The organism is Flavobacterium sp. N3904, assembly GCF_025947305.1.
GTDB lineage: Bacteria > Bacteroidota > Bacteroidia > Flavobacteriales > Flavobacteriaceae > Flavobacterium.
Genome location: NZ_CP110009.1, coordinates 2,667,439 through 2,685,817, shown reverse-complemented (window position 1 = coordinate 2,685,817; position 18,379 = coordinate 2,667,439). Strand labels below are relative to the sequence as shown.

Sequence of the window (18,379 nt, the reverse complement as noted above, 5' to 3'; positions counted from 1 at the left end):
GTCTAGAAATACTATATACAGCTACAGTCCACTGACCTGAACCAATGACAATGGATTGTAGGCACCATTTTTCAGCGTATACATTTTACCGTTCACAGCCTGATAAAACTCCAGTCCCAGTGCCAAAAACAAAGGTTTTGTGCTATTGGCAGTCACAGCATTTAAATGGGTGATGACCGCTGTAGGGGTATTATCCCAAGGCAAAATAGCCGTTTCAGACGTGGCGGTAACAAATGTTTCTGCTTCAAAATCAATTTCAGCACCAGCCGATATGATTTTAAAATGAGTGGTACCACTTGGTGCAGCAATCATATCGGCAGGTATAAACGATTCCAAATCAACGGTGATTTCACCGCTAACACGATCAATTCCTCCCACAAAAGGAGCAAATAGCGTCGTCCCCAATTTTCCAGTGATATTAAAATCAAAGCCATTAAGCAATTCGGCTTCGCCATCGATAACGTTTCGAAGTCCACGGTCATTCGTTGCATCGGCCTGAATCACTTTTACCATCAGCTGAGTAAGTCTGCTGACCATTCTGCTGTCTGAGGAATTAAGCAGTAAGGTACGCAATGCCAAACGCAAGGTTTTTCCAGCCTTGCCCGCTCTGCCAAATTCCGACCCGTTCTCGCGGGTACGCTGAAACGCAGGATCGCTGGCAATTCGTTTGGCATCAATGCCACCTTTTTCACGGGCAATATACCCATCCTTTGATTTATAAAAAGTAATATCTCCGATAGTACCTTTCAATTTAATTATGCCTTTCTGTTTTGCCATAATTGTTTAAAATTTAAATTAAAAAATGATTGATCTACTCTTTCATCCTGAATATTCGTTGCAACTAAATCGGGAATGATCTCAGCAAATATTTCAACATTTCAAGCACATTTCAAAAGCACAGTGTCAAAAACGGTACTAAAAAGCCTATAATAGCCGCTTTTAGTCAATCAGAAACAAAATATTTTTAGTATTTTTGATGCATACAATGAAGGTACCCAAAGCCGTACCCTAAGTATGGATAATGTATTAAAACGAGTAATGTGATAGCAGGAAACATCAGGGTATGTATTTATCCAAAAGATGTACAACGTATTACCGGTAAAACATACAGACAGGCAAGGTTGTATTTAAATAAAATTAAAGACAACTTGAATAAAGAACCTCATCAGTTAATTTCAATAGAGGAATTCTGTAGCTATTCTGGCCTTCAGCTGGAACATGTTTTACGTTGTATAATCGGATAGCATATTAGGCAATAATGCCTCTGACCAATTCCTCTACAATAACAATACTTGTTCAATAAGCAGTTCAAATAAACACACAAATTAGTCTATATCAGAAACAATACTTATGGTCTGGTATGATGTTATATAAATATTCAGGTTTAAAAATCGAAGATTGATAAATACCCCGTTCCACGAAGAGTTCGTCAATAATACCTCACACCCACTCCGCGAATTCTCATGACTACCACTGGCACTTGTAGCATGCGAGCGCCAGGGGGGAAAAATAAAAGCATAGGCTTGAATTATGTAACAGTTTTAAATAATTATATAAAGTAATTCAATAAAAAATGAAATACATTTGGATATAACTCTAAAACCTCATGATATGCCATTAGTTACTGTATTACTCGTATTAATTGTTGTAGGTGTCCTTCTTTGGCTTGTTAACACTTACATCCCGATGGATTCTAAAATTAAAAATATTTTTAACATAGTTGTTGTAATCTTTGTGATTGTCTGGCTACTCAAAGTATTCGGGATTTTTGATAATCTGATGAGTGCACATGTGTAAAATAAATCGGTTAGCATGTTATAAAATAACTGAAGCATGAAAAGACAATCCTTTAAAAATCACATTCGATATTACACACCGCATCATTTTATTTATTATCCAATTATAATGATATTGCTTGCTTTTAGTGTGTATTTTATTTTCACATCCGATAACCAATTGATTTGGAGTTTTATCAGTGCTGTTTTTATTGTTTTGTTTTTTCTGGCTTTTATGCTCCGTCAACATTATGCGCTTACTTTACAGAACAGAATTGTGCGTCTGGAACTCCGATACCGTTATTTTTCTCTTACGGGAAAAAGACTGGAGGATTTTGAATATCGGTTAAAGGATGAACAATTGTTTGCATTGCGTTTTGCTTCAGATGATGAATTGGAGGAGCTCATCGAAAAAACACTTTTTAATAAACTTTCAGGAACTGAAATCAAAAAAGAAATTAAAAACTGGAAAGGCGATTATGCAAGAGTTTAACATAGCTCCCCAAAGTGTCGTTACTCCGAAGTCTTCCGACTTCGAACTTCTATTAAGGCCCTTAAAAACCATCAATGCAGCGAGTCCCCGGCCCAGATAAAAGCGGCAGCCGCGAGAATTGGTACGCTATTTTTTACCCCCCAGCTCCCCGCTCAGCGAAGTCTCATGACTTTGCGTTTTTTTAAAAGTGCTTAAAAATCGTAAATGTGATAAAAATCTCCCGACTTTTGCGTTTCTTTAAATGTTCTTAAAATCGTAAATGCGATAAAAGTCTCCTGACTTTTTATGTGAATATTATTAGAATTGAATATTTTCCAATCATAACTAAAAAGCTTCATAAATGCACTGAATCCCCGCCCCAGATAGCAGCTATAGCTCAGATAATTGGAACGCTATTTTTTACAGCAACTACAGAGCGACTAAAGGAAGCTCCTGTAGTGGCTAGTAAAAAAAGAGTTACAATCGAGGGCTATAGCGGATAGCTGGATCAGGCGCATAAATAATTATTTTACCAATAATGCAAAACAAAAACGCTAGACCAAATTTTATTGCCAATTAATTTAAAAAACTTGGCTAAAAAAACTACTTTTGAATGCTGCATAAAAAGAGTAAAAATGATTCTAAAGAAGTCCCTGCTATTCCCAACTATATACCTCCTGTTTTTTGCTGTCATTGGACAGGCTCAAAAAAGAGAGATGCATCCCAAAAATGAGTTCAGGGCCGTTTGGATTGCCACGGTGGTCAACATCGACTGGCCCAAAAACAGTACAGACTCGGTAGAGAAGCAAAAAACAGATTTTATCGAGATTCTGGACACCTACCAAAAGCTCAATTTCAATGCCGTTATTGTGCAAATACGGTCTGTAGGCGATGCTTTTTATCCAACCATATTGGCACCTTGGTCCCGCTACCTGACAGGAAAGGAAGGTAAAGCACCCAACCCCAATTATGACGTACTCGAATGGATGATTACCGAAGCCCATGCACGTGGTTTCGAATTTCACGCCTGGCTCAATCCCTATCGCGCCACTTTCGACTTAAAAACCGAAACATTGAGTCCCAACCACGATTACTACAAACATCCTGAATGGATGATTGAATACGGTGGAAAATACTACTACAACCCTGCCCTGCCCGAAGTACAGCAACACCTGAGTTCTTTGGTCGAAGAGGTGGTAATCAAATACGATATTGACGCCATACACTTTGATGATTATTTTTATCCGTACAAAATTAAAGGCATCGAATTCAATGACGCTGCTTCCTATCAAAAATCCGGTAACGGGCTTTCGCTGGGCGATTGGAGACGTTCCAATGTCACTACTTTTGTCAAAAATATTTCTGCTGGAATCAAAAAACTAAAACCTTGGGTACAATTTGGCATCAGTCCGTTTGGGGTTTGGCGCAACAAATCGGTTGACCCAAAAGGCTCAGATACATCTTCAGGTCAAACCAATTATGATGATTTATACGCCGACCCGGTTGACTGGATGCAAAACAACTGGATCGATTACATCGTACCACAATTGTACTGGAGTATTGACCATAAAACAGCTTCGTATGCCAAATTAATCAAATGGTGGTCAGAAAATGTACCAAACAATACGGCACTATACATAGGAAACAGCAGTTATAAAATCAAAGCCGATTCAGACAAACATTGGAATAATAAATTTGAAATCACAAATCAAATCGACCTCACCCGTAGTTTTGAAAACGTACAGGGAAATGGTTTTTTTAGTGCCAAATGTTTCATGAACAAAAACCAGGATGTAGTTAAGGTACTAAAGGATTATGAATACAAATATCCAGCATTGCCTTTGCCTGTTCCAAATTTTAAAAAGGAAATTACTGAAAGTTTACTGATCAATTCGATAACCAAAGACACCACCAGTTATTACATTTCGTTTCAGAAACCAAAACAATTGGCAAAAGTTAGATATATAGTGGTATATGGTGCCAAAGATGTTTCTAAAATAAATACCAATGATGCCAGCCAAATACTGGATAAAATTGCTGTTACTGAAGAAAATGAAGGATTCAACATCGAAGTACCCGATTATAAAATGATCGGCAAAACGGCTTTTGCCTTCACCTTCGTAGATTATTATGCCAATGAAAGTCCCGAAACCATAATCGATTTGCAGGTAGAAACACAAACAAAGTAAAGTTTCAAGTTTAAGGTTTCAAGTTTAATTGTTTCACTTATAATCAACCTTTAACTAAAAATAACTTTAAACTTTAAACCCTTAAACAATTTAAACTTTTAAACCTTCTCATACAATGAAAGACAACAAACCGTGGTATTGGATTCCGTTTTTAAATTTTGCTTCGGGTTTTCCGTATGCCATTATTATTTCGGTTTCGGTGATTATGTATAAAAATCTGGGTATTGCCAACGAAGACATCGGGGTTTATACCAGTTTATTGTATTTGCCTTGGGTAATCAAACCGCTTTGGAGTCCGTTTATTGATTTGTATGCCACCAAAAGAAAATGGTTTCTAGCCATGCAATTGGCTATTGCTATTGCGTTTTTGATTGTGGGATTAACGATTCCGATGAATCATTTTTTTATGTTGAGTTTAGCGCTTTTTTGGGTAGCGGCATTTGCCTCGGCGTCCAATGATGTGGCGAGTGATGGTTTTTATATGCTAGCGTTAGAAAAAGAACAACAGTCTTTCTTTCTTGGAATTCGAAGTACGTTTTACCGCCTTTCGATGCTTACCGCCAATGGGTTGATTGTGATTCTGGGAGGCTTTTTGGAACAAAAATTTGGGGACAAAACCAAAGCCTGGTCGTACACGATGATTGTAGTGGCATTAATTATGGCTTTTTTGACCATTTACAACTTTTTCACCACTCCAAAAGTTGAGGAAAGCACAGAAACCGAAACAACACACAAAGTAAGCTTCGGTGAAGTGTTTGCTACATTTTTCCAAAAGAAACAAATCGGTCTTGTATTGGCTTTCATTTTGCTGTTCCGATTGGGGGAATCACAATTATTAAAAATGCTGACTCCCTTTTTGATTGACGAAAAGGCCAAAGGTGGTATGGGGTTAACCACTGAAGATGTGGGAATTATTTACGGAACATTTGGAGTCGCAGCACTTGTTGTCGGCGGAATTCTGGGCGGAATAGCCATTTCAAAAGGAGGATTGCGCAAATGGATGTTACCGATGTTTTTGGCCATGCATTTACCAATAATTGGATTTATCCTATTGTCACATTTTCATCCAACATCGGTTTATTATATTTATGCAACAGTTATTGCAGAGCAGTTTGGATACGGTTTTGGTTTTGCAGCCTTTATGATGTACTTAATTTACGTTGCGGAAGGGGAATCAAAAACTTCGCACTATTCCATTGCAACAGGGTTTATGGCTTTGGGTATGATGCTTCCTGGTATGGCGAGTGGTTTTATACAGCAATATTTAGGCTATGGCAATTTCTTTATTTGGGTATTTTGTGCTACACTTCCTGGATTGATTTTATCGCAATTCTTAAAGTATCCAGCGGAATTTGGTAAGAAAGTGGAGGAGAAATAAACACTAGCGTTTTATAAAATATAAGTCCGTTAAAATAAAGACTATTTAAAAATCCTTAAGTTTAATAACAATAGCGACTTCAACTTAAATGACTGATATGTTCAAAATTAAAATCATATTCATTTCAAAATGACACTAGAACAAAAAATAGGGCAATTCTTTTTCCCGGCAGTTTTTATCAATGATACCGAGGAGAATATCCTGGAAACAGAAAGATTAATCAAAGAACACAACATTGGCGGATTGACTTTTTTTCATAGTAGAGCCAGTGCGGCTACCAACTATGAATCGAAGAAAAAGGTGGAATTCAATGATGATAGCTTTCAGCGATTGAAAGATCTAATCGTGCGTTATCAAAAATGTGCCACCACTCCCCTATTAATGAGCATTGATGCCGAATGGGGCTTAGCGATGCGCGTCGAAAAAACACCGCAATATCCATACGCTATTACACTCGGAGCTTTGCCCGAAAGAAAAATAGATTTGGTTTACGAAGTGGGAAAACAAATTGCATTGGACCTAAAATCGGCAGGAATTCATTATAATTTGGCGCCTTTGGCCGATATCAATAATAACCCCAACAATCCCGTGATTGGGTACCGCTCTTTCGGTTCCAATAAAGACAAAGTAGCTCAATATGCGTTGGAATACCTTCGTGGAATGTCCGATGTGGGAATTTTGGGCTGTTTAAAGCACTTTCCGGGACATGGCAATACCAGTGTCGATTCGCATTTGGGATTACCCGTTCTACAGGAAAGCCTTGAAGAATTACTTGAAAACGAACTGGTTCCGTTTATAAAAGGAATCGAAAACCATGTCGATTCTATTATGATTGGACATTTGGCAGTCCCCGAGTTGAATGATGGGAAAGAAACCTCCGCCACGCTATCCAAAAATATTATAGAAAAATTGTTACGAGAGAAATTAGGTTACAACGGATTGGTTATTTCGGATGCTTTGAATATGCATAGTGTTTCCAAATTATATGAGGTTAAGGGTCAACTGGAATGGGAAGCTTTCAATGCCGGAAACGATGTACTTTGTTTTGCCGAAAACGTAGCCGAAGGCATTCAAGAAATCCTTAAAAATGCAACACCAGAACGTATCGAATCCAGTTTGAACCGCATTATGAAATGCAAACAGAAAGCAGGACTTTTTGAAACTGAACCGACCATTACTCGCGCTTTTGACTTTAAAATCACTGCTGAGTTAAATCGGAAAATAGCCGATTATTGTATTACGGATATCAAAGACAACAACAGTTCTATAATCGTTTTTGATGCCAAAAACAGAGAACGTCTGGCGAAGCTGAGTGTTTACAAAACCATCGACAATCCGTTTTTTAATACTTTGGCTTCGTTCTTGCCATCACCGGAATATGCTATTGAAGATGCCAATGATTTACTAAACACAACACTAAAAGAAGATCTGGCACCTTTTGATACCGTTCTCATTTCTTTATTTATACCCAAAGCCAAACCACACAATAAATTTGAATTGGAAGATTCTGTTTTGGAGTTTTTAGGACAATTATTTCAAACCAAAAAATGTATTTTGTATGTTTTTGGAAATCCGTATGCGTTACAAGTGATTCCAAATCTCGAATTTACAATCGGAATTGTAGAAATGTACCAGGATTTTCCAGAGTTTCAGGAAAGTGCAGCCGAACAATTATTGGAAGACAAAAAAGGAAAAGGAAGCTTACCGGTTTCAATAACAGGAGTTTAATCTTTTTTAATAGTAAAAAACTATTTTAAAATAAATATTAATAATAAAAATTTATTCTAATAGCCTTTTTATATGCCTTATATTTGCAGCAGTAAAAAATCAAACAACTAAAATTTATAAAATATGTCATTAGTAGGTAAAAAATTCCCAAGTATTGCAGTAGACGCTATCTCAGAAATGGGCGATAATTTAAAAATCAACATTTTCGAAGAAGCAACAAAAAACAACAAAAAAGTACTTTTGTTTTGGTACCCAAAAGATTTCACTTTTGTATGTCCAACTGAATTACACGCTTTTCAAGCCGCTTTACCGGAATTCGAAAAAAGAAATACGATCGTAATTGGTGCTTCTTGTGATACAAACGAAGTGCATTTTGCTTGGTTAAATACTCCAAAAAACAATGGTGGAATCGAAGGCGTTACTTACCCAATCCTTGCAGACACTAACAGAAACTTATCGAACATTTTAGGAATTCTTGATATCGATTCTACAGAATACAGTGAAGAAACAGATTCAGTTATCATAGAAGGTTCAAACGTAACTTTTAGAGCGACTTACTTGATTGACGAAACTGGAAAAATCTTTCACGAAAGTGTAAACGATATGCCACTAGGACGTAACGTAAACGAATATTTGCGTATGGTTGATGCATATACGCACATTCAGGAAAAAGGAGAAGTTTGTCCTGCAAACTGGGAAGCTGGTAAAGATGCAATGAGCGCTGACAGAAAAAGTACTGCTGAATATTTAAGTCTAAACTAATTCAAAAAAGACACTAAGCAACTAAGATTCTGAGATTTTAAACTTAGAATCTTAGAAACTTAGAAACTAAAAAAAAAGATATGTTAATCGAATTAAACGAAGATACGTTAGGTGCATTAATTGCACAAAACGAAAAAGTGGTGGTTCAATTTTCAGCCTCATGGTGTGGAAATTGCAGAATAATGAAACCAAAATTCAAAAAATTGGCTTCAGAAAATGAAGCTTTGACATTTGTTTTGGTAGATGCCGAAAATTCTCCAGAATCCAGAAAATTGGCCAACGTAAACAACTTGCCCACTTTTGCCACTTTCGTAAACGGAAAATTGGTAAACGAAACCCAAACGAACAAACAAGAAGTTTTGATTGAATTGGTTCAAGAAATAGTTTAAAGTTTAAAGTTGAGCAACAGGACTAAAAAGTTTAATGCTTGTCTTAAAAATTAGCTTTATCTTCTGCACAATGCTACGAAAAACTTTAAACCTTAAACTTTAACAAAAAAATGAAATTACCCGTAATAAAACACCTGACTCAATTCATTGAAGAAAACGATCAGGATTACATCATCGAAACGATCGAAGTACTGGAAGCCATGACCGAAATTGCATCATTGAAAGATGAAGAACTGGACGTAATAGGCGAATTGATTTCGAACATGTATGGTGCACTCGAAGTTCATAAATTGATAAAAGAAGGAACCGACAAAAAAGAGGCCCTAAATACTTTTATGAAAAGAGTACTGGGATCGATCGACAAATAAAATCACCACTCAAGCTTACACAAACGCATTCCGTAAATGGACTGCGTTTTTTTTATACCACAAAAACAGGCGTTTACTCCGTCCGTTCGCAAAAGATCGTATGGGCGAGTCACCATTAGGGAAAGGGGGCTAACATTCTTTGGCAATATTCGCCCCCTTTCCCTAATGCTGTCGGGCTATCCATGCTACTTTGGTAGCTTATTTCTATCCCTCTCGCGGTAAACAAGAACGTCAAGGAATAAATGACAAAAATCCAAAATTGAAGAATTAAGCTTACCCCAAAGTTTTACCACAATATTGCGGAATCTCTTTCGTTTCAAAACAACATAGCAATTCTCAACAACACAAAACTCAAGCCACACAACCCGCAAAAATACTTTTAGATTCAAATATTAATCCTTACTTTTGAACCTCATTAAAAAAACAAACATCATGGCATCAATAACATTAGGAGGAAATCCAATACACACTTCAGGCGAATTGCCAAAAGTAGGGTCAAAACTAGCTGACTTCAAATTAATTCAAAACGATTTATCAGTAGCTGATTTAAGCACTTTTGCCGGTAAAAAATTAGTTTTAAACATTTTTCCAAGTATCGATACAGGAACTTGCGCAACCTCAGTTAGAAAATTCAACGAAAGCGCAAGCAATTTGGCAAACACAACAGTTTTATGTATTTCAAGAGATTTACCTTTTGCCCAAAAACGTTTTTGTGGCGCCGAAGGTCTTGAAAATGTAGTAAACTTATCTGATTTTCAGGAAGGAACTTTCGGAAAAACCAACGGTTTAAACATTGTTGACGGGCCACTAGCTGGATTACACTCTCGTGTTATCATTGTAGTTGATGAAAATGGTATAGTAACCCATACAGAACAAGTAGGTGAAATTGCAAACGAACCAAATTATGAAGCTGCTTTAGCCGCACTTTAATAACCCATATGGAATTTCAAAAAGACAACACTTTATTTACAGGCCGATTGAAAAGCATGAAATTTGCTTTTCTCGGTGCTGTAAAATTAATTACCACCGAGCACAGCATCATGGTTCAATTTTCAATTGGAATCATTATGACTATTGCCGGGTTTTATTTTCACATTACAACCACCGAATGGCTTTTTCAAACCATGGCCATTGGTTTAATCATGAGTATTGAAGGATTGAATACAGCTGTAGAAAAAATAGCCGATTTTATTCACCCCAATTATCATGAAAGAATTGGTTTTATTAAAGATATTGCAGCTGGTGCCGTATTTTTTGCAGCATTAACAGCAATTGCAATTGGTCTTATTATTTATATCCCAAAGTTTATATAGGCTCAACTAAATTCAAGAATGGCAAAATCTACAAAAGCAGCACCTTTAGAAAAAAAAAACGAATCGGAGTCTAAGGGCATAAGATCATGGAAATTCACCAAACAACACAAAATTGTTCTGGGTTTTCTTCTTGTATTGTTCTCAATAGCATTGTTGGTTGCATTTGTTTCCTTTTTTATTTATGGACAAATCGATCAGAGTGCTGTTTCTGAATTGTCGGACCGCAAAGAAGAAGTTCAAAACTGGCTGGGCAAATTTGGCGCCTATCTTGCCGATTTAATTGTATACCAAGGTTTTGGAATAGCCTCTTTCTTATTTGTACGTTTGTTTTTCCTGACAGGAATGTACTTAGTTTTGGATCTTTCTATTAAAAAACTAAAAGGCATTTGGTTTTGGGATCTATTTGTCATTATTATAGTATCGGTATTATTTGGTTTTTTTGCCACTTCATTACCAGAATTGGGAGGAACCATCGGATATGAACTCAATTTATTCTCTCAGGATTACATTGGTAAAACCGGAACGCTTTTGGTTCTCGTTTTCGGGTTAATCATTTATTTAATTTTCAAAATGCAACTGTCTCCCGAAAAGGTACAATCGTTTTTTGAGACCACAAAAAAAGAAATCAAGGAAGATTTGGCAACAAACACTTTGCCTTCTTCAAGCGACAGCGTTTACAATCTGGAAGAATTTGCAGTAGAGGAACCGGAAAATGAAATGGATGATATTCATTTAAAAACTTCAGGATCTCAATTCGAAATTAACAAAGAGGCTTTAAAACCAACCATTTCAAACGCCTCCGAAATTAATTTGGAACCAACACTCAAACCGCTTCCTATGGATATTTTGCCAACGGCAGCACCAATAAAAGAAGAAGCATTTGTAATCGAAAAAGCTATTGAAGAAGACATAATCGAAGACAACCTGGCTTCGCGCTTGGTGTCAGATTTTGGTTTGTTTGACCCTACTTTGGATTTATCCAATTATAAATACCCAACCATCGATTTATTAAAAGAATATTCGACTGGCGGTATTACGATCAATCAGGAAGAACTGGAAGAAAACAAAAATAAAATTGTAGATACCCTTCGCAATTACAAGATAGAAATAGCACAAATCAAAGCGACTGTTGGACCGTCGGTAACTTTATACGAAATTGTCCCAGAAGCGGGAATTCGAATTTCGAAAATTAAAAGCTTGGAGGATGATATCGCCTTGTCACTTTCAGCATTGGGAATTCGTATCATCGCTCCTATTCCCGGAAAAGGAACTATTGGTATCGAAGTTCCGAACAAGAATCCAACGATGGTTTCTATGAAAAGTGTTATTGGTTCGGCCAAATTTCAGGAAGCAGAAATGGAATTGCCTATTGCACTAGGAAAAACCATTTCGAATGAAACCTTTGTGGTCGATTTGGCCAAAATGCCCCACTTATTGATGGCGGGTGCTACAGGACAAGGAAAATCGGTAGGATTGAATGCCGTATTGACTTCGCTTTTATACAAAAAACACCCGGCCGAAGTAAAATTTGTCTTGGTCGATCCTAAAAAAGTAGAGCTCACGCTTTTCAATAAAATAGAAAGACATTATTTAGCCAAATTACCTGATACCGAAGATGCCATTATCACTGATAATGCAAAAGTTGTCGCAACATTGAATTCGCTTTGTGTAGAAATGGACAATCGCTATTCGTTATTGAAAGACGCGATGGTAAGAAACATCAAGGAATACAATGATAAATTCAAAGCAAGAAAATTAAACCCGGAGAACGGACACCGCTTTTTGCCATATATTGTATTGGTTGTCGATGAGTTTGCCGATTTGATTATGACCGCCGGTAAAGAGGTCGAAGTTCCGATTGCGCGTTTGGCACAATTGGCGCGTGCTATTGGTATTCACTTGATCATTGCGACACAGAGGCCGTCGGTAAATGTTATTACAGGTTTGATTAAAGCCAATTTTCCAGCGAGAATAGCTTTTAGGGTAACATCCAAAATTGATTCCAGAACCATCTTGGATACTCAAGGTGCCGATCAATTGATAGGACGCGGGGATATGTTATATACTAATGGAAATGATGTCGTTCGTGTACAATGTGCCTTCATCGATACACCAGAGGTTGAAAAAATTACTGAGTTTATCGGTTCGCAAAAAGCCTATGCCACCGCTTATTTGCTTCCAGAATTTATTGGAGAAGATGGCGGAATTAATTTGGAAATGGACATTTCTGAAAGAGATACTTTGTTTAGGGAAGCTGCCGAAGTCATCGTCAATGCGCAACAGGGATCGGCGTCGTTATTGCAACGAAAATTAAAACTGGGTTACAACAGAGCCGGACGATTGATAGACCAACTAGAAGCTGCCGGAATTGTGGGTCCTTTTGAAGGAAGTAAAGCCAGAAGTGTAAACATACAGGATATGACAGGACTGGATCAGTTTTTTAATAATGAAAGTTAGATTTAGATTTCAGATTTTAGATTTTAGATTTTAGATTTCAGATTTCAGAATATAGAAGTTAGAATATAGAGTCTTTAGCGTAATTACAGAAATTTAGCTTTTTTTTAGAGGTTTTTATTTTGTTTGCGCTTTACATTTGCACCAAATAGGAATCACACCAATACGCGTGAGGGATAATAGCTAGCTACCGAAGTAGCGCGGATAGCCCGACCCCATTGAAAAAAGGGGCTTTGTAAGCGGATCTATCATTAAGCCACTTTTCTCAATGGGGGCACGCCCAAATAATTACATTAATAAGCATACAACAAAACACAGAAAAATGAGAGTACAACACAGGATAGGAATGAAAACAGTATTGGGACTTTTGATGGCTTTTTTTATTGGGGTTTCGACTCAGGCGCAAGATAAAAAGGCAAAAGATTTACTGGACAAAGTAACGGCCAAAGTAAAAAGCTACGACAACATAACCATCGATTTTAAATATTCTTTGAACAATACCAAAGAAAACATCAATCAGGACAGTAAAGGTACTGTGGTGATGAAAGGAAATCAATATGTGTTGAATTTTATGGGAATTACCAAGATTTTTGACGGCAAAAAAAACTATACTATTGTTCCTGAAGATGAAGAAATCACTGTTTCAAAAGTGGATGAGAAGGACGATACGGCTATCACTCCTTCAAAAATGCTGACTTTTTTTAATACGGGTTACAAGTTTACTATGGATATTGTTCAAAATGTAAATGGTAAAAAGATACAATACGTAAAACTGGTTCCGACGAATGCAAAAGACAAAAGAAAAGAGATTTTGGTAGGAATTGATTCCAAAACCAATAACATCTACAATGTAATTGAAATGGATAAAAAAGGGACCAAAACAACTTTGACAGTGAATTCTTTTAAAACAAACCAGTCATTGCCAAAAAATCAATTTACCTTTACCGCAAGTAAATATCCAAAATACTACATCAATACATTAGACTAATTATTTAGGTGAAAATTCTAGACAGATACTTATTAAAAACATTTTTGGGCACATTTGCTACGGTATTTGTGATTCTATTTTTTATATTCATATTACAAACCGTTTGGTTGTTTATAGCAGAATTGGCCGGTAAAGATCTTGATTTTGTTATGGTTCTTAAATTTTTGGCTTTTTCGATGCCTCGAATTGTGCCATTGGTTTTGCCGCTTTCCATATTATTGGCTTCGATAATGTCTTTTGGAAACTTATCCGAGCATTATGAATTTGCAGCTATGAAATCTTCAGGTATTTCGTTACAAAGAGCGATGCGAAGCCTGACTATTGCCATTACTTTATTGAGTATTGTTGCTTTTTTCTTTGCCAACAACGTCATTCCGTATGCCGAATTCAAGTTTGTCAATTTCAGAAAAAATATTGCTCAGGCAAAACCTGCACTTGCCATTACCGAAGGCCAATTTAGTGATGTGGGGCTGTACAATATCAAAGTCAATAAAAAATCGGGAGAAAATGGAAACCATCTTACCGGAATTACCATTCATCAAAAAGCCCAAAATGGAGATGGCAGCAAAACAGTAATTAGGGCCAAAGATGGAGAACTCATCAGTAGTGATAAATCAAGTATTTTGCAATTGGTTTTGAACAACGGAAATTATTACCAAGATATTATTCCAAAAAAATATGAAGACCGCGACAAACTGCCTTTTGCCAAAAGTTCGTTTAAGAAATACCGAATTAATATTGATTTATCCGGTTTGAACAAAATTGACACCGATGAAAAAAGTATATCCAATACCAATACAATGCTTAATGTAAGCGATTTGAATTACACATTGGACTCTTTGAATAAAAACAGAAATGCAGACATTATCTCATTCTCAGAAAATAGTGGTGCAAGACTTGGAGCATTAGTCAATAATAATGCTAAACCGTCACCAAAGAAAAAACCTTTCGTTAAAGATTTATTGTCATTGTACACAAACAAAGAAAAATCAGACATATTAAAAATTGCCAATAGCAATACCGAAAGTATTTATTATGCTATTGATGTCACCAGAACCGAATTGGACAATAAAAAAAAGAACATCAACGGACACGTACTGGCATTGTATGATAAATTTGTTATTGTGTATGCCTGTTTCCTAATGTTTTTTATAGGAGCTCCATTGGGTGCCATTATCCGAAAAGGAGGACTTGGACTGCCGATAGTATTTGCTGTCTTAATTTTTATATCCTTCCATTTTATCAATACTTTTGGGAAAAGAATTTCTCAGGAAGATGGATTACCCCCATTCTTTGGGTCATGGATGTCATCGATGATTCTAACGCCACTGGCGATTCTCTTGACCTATCGTGCTACCAATGATATTGGCTTAATTAATATAGATGTGATACTGGCACCAATCCAAAAAGCATTTCAAAAACTGTTTCAAAAAATAATTCCATCTCAAAATAAAGAATAAGATGTCAACCTCAAAAATACAACTCAACACTATAGAAGAAGCTATTGAAGACATTCGCCAAGGCAAAATAATCATTGTTGTTGATGACGAAGATCGTGAAAATGAAGGTGACTTTTTGGCTGCTGCCGAGAAAGTAACACCGGAAATGATCAACTTTATGGCAACACACGGCCGTGGTCTAATCTGTGCTCCACTTACCGAAAGTCGTTGCAAAGAACTCGGACTACACGTAATGGTAAGCAATAACACCGATCCCATGGAGACTGCTTTTACAGTTTCGGTAGATTTAAGAGGCAATGGAGTAACTACAGGAATCTCTGCTGCTGACAGAGCCAAAACAATACTTTCATTGGTAGATTCGAATACAAAACCGCATGATTTGGCACGTCCAGGACACATATTTCCATTAATCGCCAAACAAGGTGGTGTTTTGAGAAGAACAGGTCATACGGAAGCTGCAATTGATTTTGCACGATTGGCAGGTTTTAAATCGGCTGGTGTAATTGTCGAAATCATGAATGAAGACGGTACTATGGCCCGACTACCCCAATTGGCTAAAGTTGCTAAGAAATTCGATCTAAAATTAGTTTCTATCGAAGCATTGGTGGCTTATAGAATGCAACACGATAGTCTGATTGTTAAAAAAGAAGATTTTGATATCGAAACCCGTTTTGGTTCTTTTAGATTAAGAGCCTATCAACAAACGACGAACAAGCAAATACATATTGCCCTGACCAAAGGAACCTGGAATATAGGAGAACCAATATTGACGCGCATCAATTCTACTTCGGTAAACAATGATATTTTAGGAACGTTGACCAATGATGCCAACAAAAAACTGGACGACATGTTCCAATTGATTAATCAGGAAGGAAAAGGCGCTGTTTTGTTCATCAATCAAGAAGTGGCATCGATAGACCTACTCAACCGCATATCTGAATTGAAAGTTTTGCAGGCCAAAGGTGAATTTAAAGCACCGCAAATCAAGATGGACAATAAAGATTTTGGTATAGGAGCTCAAATTTTACACGATATTGACATCTCCAAAATTCGATTGTTATCGAACACTGAACAAACCAAACGCGTTGGTATGATAGGATACGGCTTGGAAATTAAGGATTATGTGAAGTATTAGTTTTTTTAAAGTGAAACGAAAATAGTTAAAAGTGAATTGCAGAATCCTTGAAAATATAATTTTGGAGGATTTTTTTATTAGTGAATGCAGCTAATCTAAAAAGCATGAAAAAAATCATTATTCACTGCGCACCAGCATCTATTTACTAAGCATTTCAATTTTTTTCATAACTATTTTTTCGCTAAAACAAAGCAAATGAAACAATTAAAAAATCCTTTAAAAATTAGATGTAAATTTTCTAAAAATACATTTGCATAACCAAAAAAGGTTCTTATATTTGCACTCGCAATCAGCAATGATAGCAACATACTGGAGAAATGGCAGAGCGGTCGAATGCGGCAGTCTTGAAAACTGTTGACTGTAACAGGTCCGGGGGTTCGAATCCCTCTTTCTCCGCTGAGTGAATCTCAAAATGAATCAAAACCCTTTAAACTCAACGTTTAAAGGGTTTTTGCTTTTCACCGAATAACCAAATTATTCATTGTTTCTCAAAAAATAGGTGCACAGTCGGTGCACAGGGACACCGAGGGAAAAAAGTGCACCGAATTTTGGCTCAACCCCAGTAAAACAAGCTGTTCACGTAATGAACATCTTGACTTATATTGACGATTAAAGTACATTAATTATCAATTTAAAGGTTACCAAAATGAAAGCAAGAATAACAGTCCTTTTCTATCTAAGAAAATCCAAAGTCAATGCCCAGGGGCAAATGCCAATGCAAACAATCCAATAAAGCTGTTCAACAAAGCACCTTTAACTTCTTTTTGTGTAAATAGTAATTCAAACTTAGAAAAGCCAAATTGATTAGCTAATTGTAGTACGTGTTGATGCAGTAAAAAAATGATAAGCCAAATCATGAAATAGCCTAAACTGAATAAAATTATTAATTGCGGAAAATCATTATTAGAAAGTATTACAAGGCCTTCATGTTTTGCTTTTGCAAATAAATCTACACCAAACCATGATGAAATAAGAAGAGAAAATAGAAATTTTAATGGATACAGATAGAATATGACTATTGCCAAATAGGCCAAATTTAATATAATAGTAATTAAATCATTAAGTCCATATCTTCGAAAAAATATATATTGGCGATACCAAAAAAGAAAAACAAGGGCCACGGTTAAGAAAAAGGGAATCGCTCCTTTGGTGATTTCTTTTAGCTCATAAAAAGTCTGTGGAACTTCTAGCGAAGCGACCAAAAGCGAGACAGAAAAAGCAAAAACAGCATCACTTAGGCCTTCAATACGAAATATTTCTTTGCCCCGATAACGAAATTCACGCTGCTGTAATGACGAATTTAGAAACTTTCGTACCATGACAGTTCTTTTTAAAACTTTAGAGCAATTTGATTTGTTTCGCGATAGATAGTAAATAAATTATATAACAAAGATAAAAAATACCAGCAAGAAAACGGTTTATAACAGCTAATAATTGCCATTGTTTGCTATCGGTTTTAGTATCTTATATTATCTCGTTTTTCGCTTGTTGAGAAACTCCGTTCTCGATCTTCATTCTCTTTGCCGTTTTTATGCTACATTTCTATGAAAACTACTCTGTCTTCTTCCTTAAAATAGAAACACTAAACAGTTGTTTCCTGACTAAACTTCTTGCCGTAGCCGAAAATTCTAAATTAAACTTCAATAAATTTGAATGTAATGCCATTGGAACCTTAGACCGTATGGAAGGTAAATACCGCATCACTGAAATCAAACTATTCCCTATTCTGACCATCATTGAGAAAGAATTAAAAGACAAAGAAATTAGAGTAATGGAAATGAGCGAAAAAGCCTGCCTATCTCCAATTCGATTAATTTTAAGATTATACTGCAACCCGAAGTTCTAATAATAAATTATGAAATAATTTCTGAAGAACTAAAATAACCGTTAAGGAATTTAAATTTAATATAGTTTATAAAGCACTACAGTAGAGGTGCTTTATATTTTTTTTATTCTGATTTGCCTTAT

17 protein-coding genes and 1 tRNA gene are annotated in these 18,379 nt (G+C 36.3%); 16 read left to right on the top strand and 2 right to left on the bottom strand.

Annotated elements, in window-relative coordinates; all coding sequences use genetic code 11:
• Positions 1 to 21: 21 nt before the first annotated feature.
• On the bottom strand, positions 22 to 777 hold the full coding sequence (locus OLM57_RS11390; protein WP_264563817.1) for a hypothetical protein: 756 nt from the start codon (positions 775 to 777) through the stop codon (positions 22 to 24).
• A gap of 834 nt (positions 778 to 1,611) precedes the next feature.
• Between OLM57_RS11390 and OLM57_RS11380 the strand changes: the two genes are divergently transcribed.
• The 15 genes from OLM57_RS11380 (at position 1,612) to OLM57_RS11310 (ending at position 16,807) form a co-directional block, all read left to right on the top strand.
• Positions 1,612 to 1,797 carry a Thivi_2564 family membrane protein gene (locus OLM57_RS11380; RefSeq protein ID WP_264563816.1) on the top strand — a complete coding sequence of 62 codons (186 nt, stop codon included), beginning with the start codon at positions 1,612 to 1,614 and terminating at the stop codon, positions 1,795 to 1,797.
• Between the two features lie 36 nt (positions 1,798 to 1,833).
• On the top strand, positions 1,834 to 2,268 hold the full coding sequence (locus OLM57_RS11375) for a DUF6526 family protein (protein WP_264563815.1): 435 nt from the start codon (positions 1,834 to 1,836) through the stop codon (positions 2,266 to 2,268).
• Between the two features lie 614 nt (positions 2,269 to 2,882).
• Entirely contained in the window at positions 2,883 to 4,436 is a 1,554-nt protein-coding gene (locus OLM57_RS11370) for a glycoside hydrolase family 10 protein (protein ID WP_264563814.1), read from the top strand.
• Positions 4,437 to 4,551: 115 nt separating this feature from the next.
• Positions 4,552 to 5,814, top strand: a complete 1,263-nt coding sequence (locus tag OLM57_RS11365) for an MFS transporter (protein ID WP_264563813.1) — start codon at positions 4,552 to 4,554, stop codon at positions 5,812 to 5,814.
• 129 nt (positions 5,815 to 5,943) lie between these two features.
• The gene (locus OLM57_RS11360; protein WP_264563812.1) at positions 5,944 to 7,542 is read left to right on the top strand and encodes a glycoside hydrolase family 3 protein; all 1,599 of its coding nucleotides are present in this window, start codon (positions 5,944 to 5,946) and stop codon (positions 7,540 to 7,542) included.
• Positions 7,543 to 7,665: 123 nt separating this feature from the next.
• Entirely contained in the window at positions 7,666 to 8,304 is a 639-nt protein-coding gene (locus OLM57_RS11355) for a peroxiredoxin (protein WP_264563811.1), read from the top strand.
• Positions 8,305 to 8,384: 80 nt separating this feature from the next.
• A complete protein-coding gene (locus OLM57_RS11350) occupies positions 8,385 to 8,693 on the top strand; it encodes a thioredoxin family protein (RefSeq protein WP_264563810.1) in 309 nt (102 codons plus the stop codon).
• A gap of 110 nt (positions 8,694 to 8,803) precedes the next feature.
• Positions 8,804 to 9,061 (top strand): DUF6952 family protein, encoded by a 258-nt coding sequence (locus OLM57_RS11345; RefSeq protein ID WP_116760933.1) that lies wholly within the window; start codon positions 8,804 to 8,806, stop codon positions 9,059 to 9,061.
• Between the two features lie 432 nt (positions 9,062 to 9,493).
• A complete protein-coding gene (tpx, locus tag OLM57_RS11340; RefSeq protein WP_264563809.1) occupies positions 9,494 to 9,991 on the top strand; it encodes a thiol peroxidase in 498 nt (165 codons plus the stop codon).
• A gap of 8 nt (positions 9,992 to 9,999) precedes the next feature.
• On the top strand, positions 10,000 to 10,374 hold the full coding sequence (locus OLM57_RS11335) for a diacylglycerol kinase family protein (RefSeq protein ID WP_264563808.1): 375 nt from the start codon (positions 10,000 to 10,002) through the stop codon (positions 10,372 to 10,374).
• A gap of 18 nt (positions 10,375 to 10,392) precedes the next feature.
• On the top strand, positions 10,393 to 12,831 hold the full coding sequence (locus OLM57_RS11330; protein WP_264563807.1) for a DNA translocase FtsK: 2,439 nt from the start codon (positions 10,393 to 10,395) through the stop codon (positions 12,829 to 12,831).
• Between the two features lie 343 nt (positions 12,832 to 13,174).
• Positions 13,175 to 13,816, top strand: a complete 642-nt coding sequence (locus tag OLM57_RS11325) for a LolA family protein (protein ID WP_413614349.1) — start codon at positions 13,175 to 13,177, stop codon at positions 13,814 to 13,816.
• An 8-nt stretch (positions 13,817 to 13,824) separates the two neighbouring features.
• Entirely contained in the window at positions 13,825 to 15,276 is a 1,452-nt protein-coding gene (locus OLM57_RS11320) for an LptF/LptG family permease (protein WP_264563805.1), read from the top strand.
• A 1-nt stretch (position 15,277) separates the two neighbouring features.
• Positions 15,278 to 16,411, top strand: a complete 1,134-nt coding sequence (gene ribB, locus OLM57_RS11315; RefSeq protein ID WP_264563804.1) for a 3,4-dihydroxy-2-butanone-4-phosphate synthase — start codon at positions 15,278 to 15,280, stop codon at positions 16,409 to 16,411.
• 311 nt (positions 16,412 to 16,722) lie between these two features.
• Positions 16,723 to 16,807: transfer RNA gene (locus tag OLM57_RS11310), tRNA-Ser, on the top strand.
• Positions 16,808 to 17,103: 296 nt separating this feature from the next.
• Here the strand turns inward: OLM57_RS11310 and OLM57_RS11305 are convergent.
• The gene (locus OLM57_RS11305) at positions 17,104 to 17,730 is read right to left on the bottom strand and encodes a TMEM175 family protein (RefSeq protein ID WP_264563803.1); all 627 of its coding nucleotides are present in this window, start codon (positions 17,728 to 17,730) and stop codon (positions 17,104 to 17,106) included.
• 212 nt (positions 17,731 to 17,942) lie between these two features.
• On the opposite strand from OLM57_RS11305, the gene OLM57_RS11300 reads away from it, so the two are divergent.
• A complete protein-coding gene (locus OLM57_RS11300; protein ID WP_264563802.1) occupies positions 17,943 to 18,257 on the top strand; it encodes a hypothetical protein in 315 nt (104 codons plus the stop codon).
• The last annotated feature ends 122 nt before the right edge of the window (positions 18,258 to 18,379 follow it).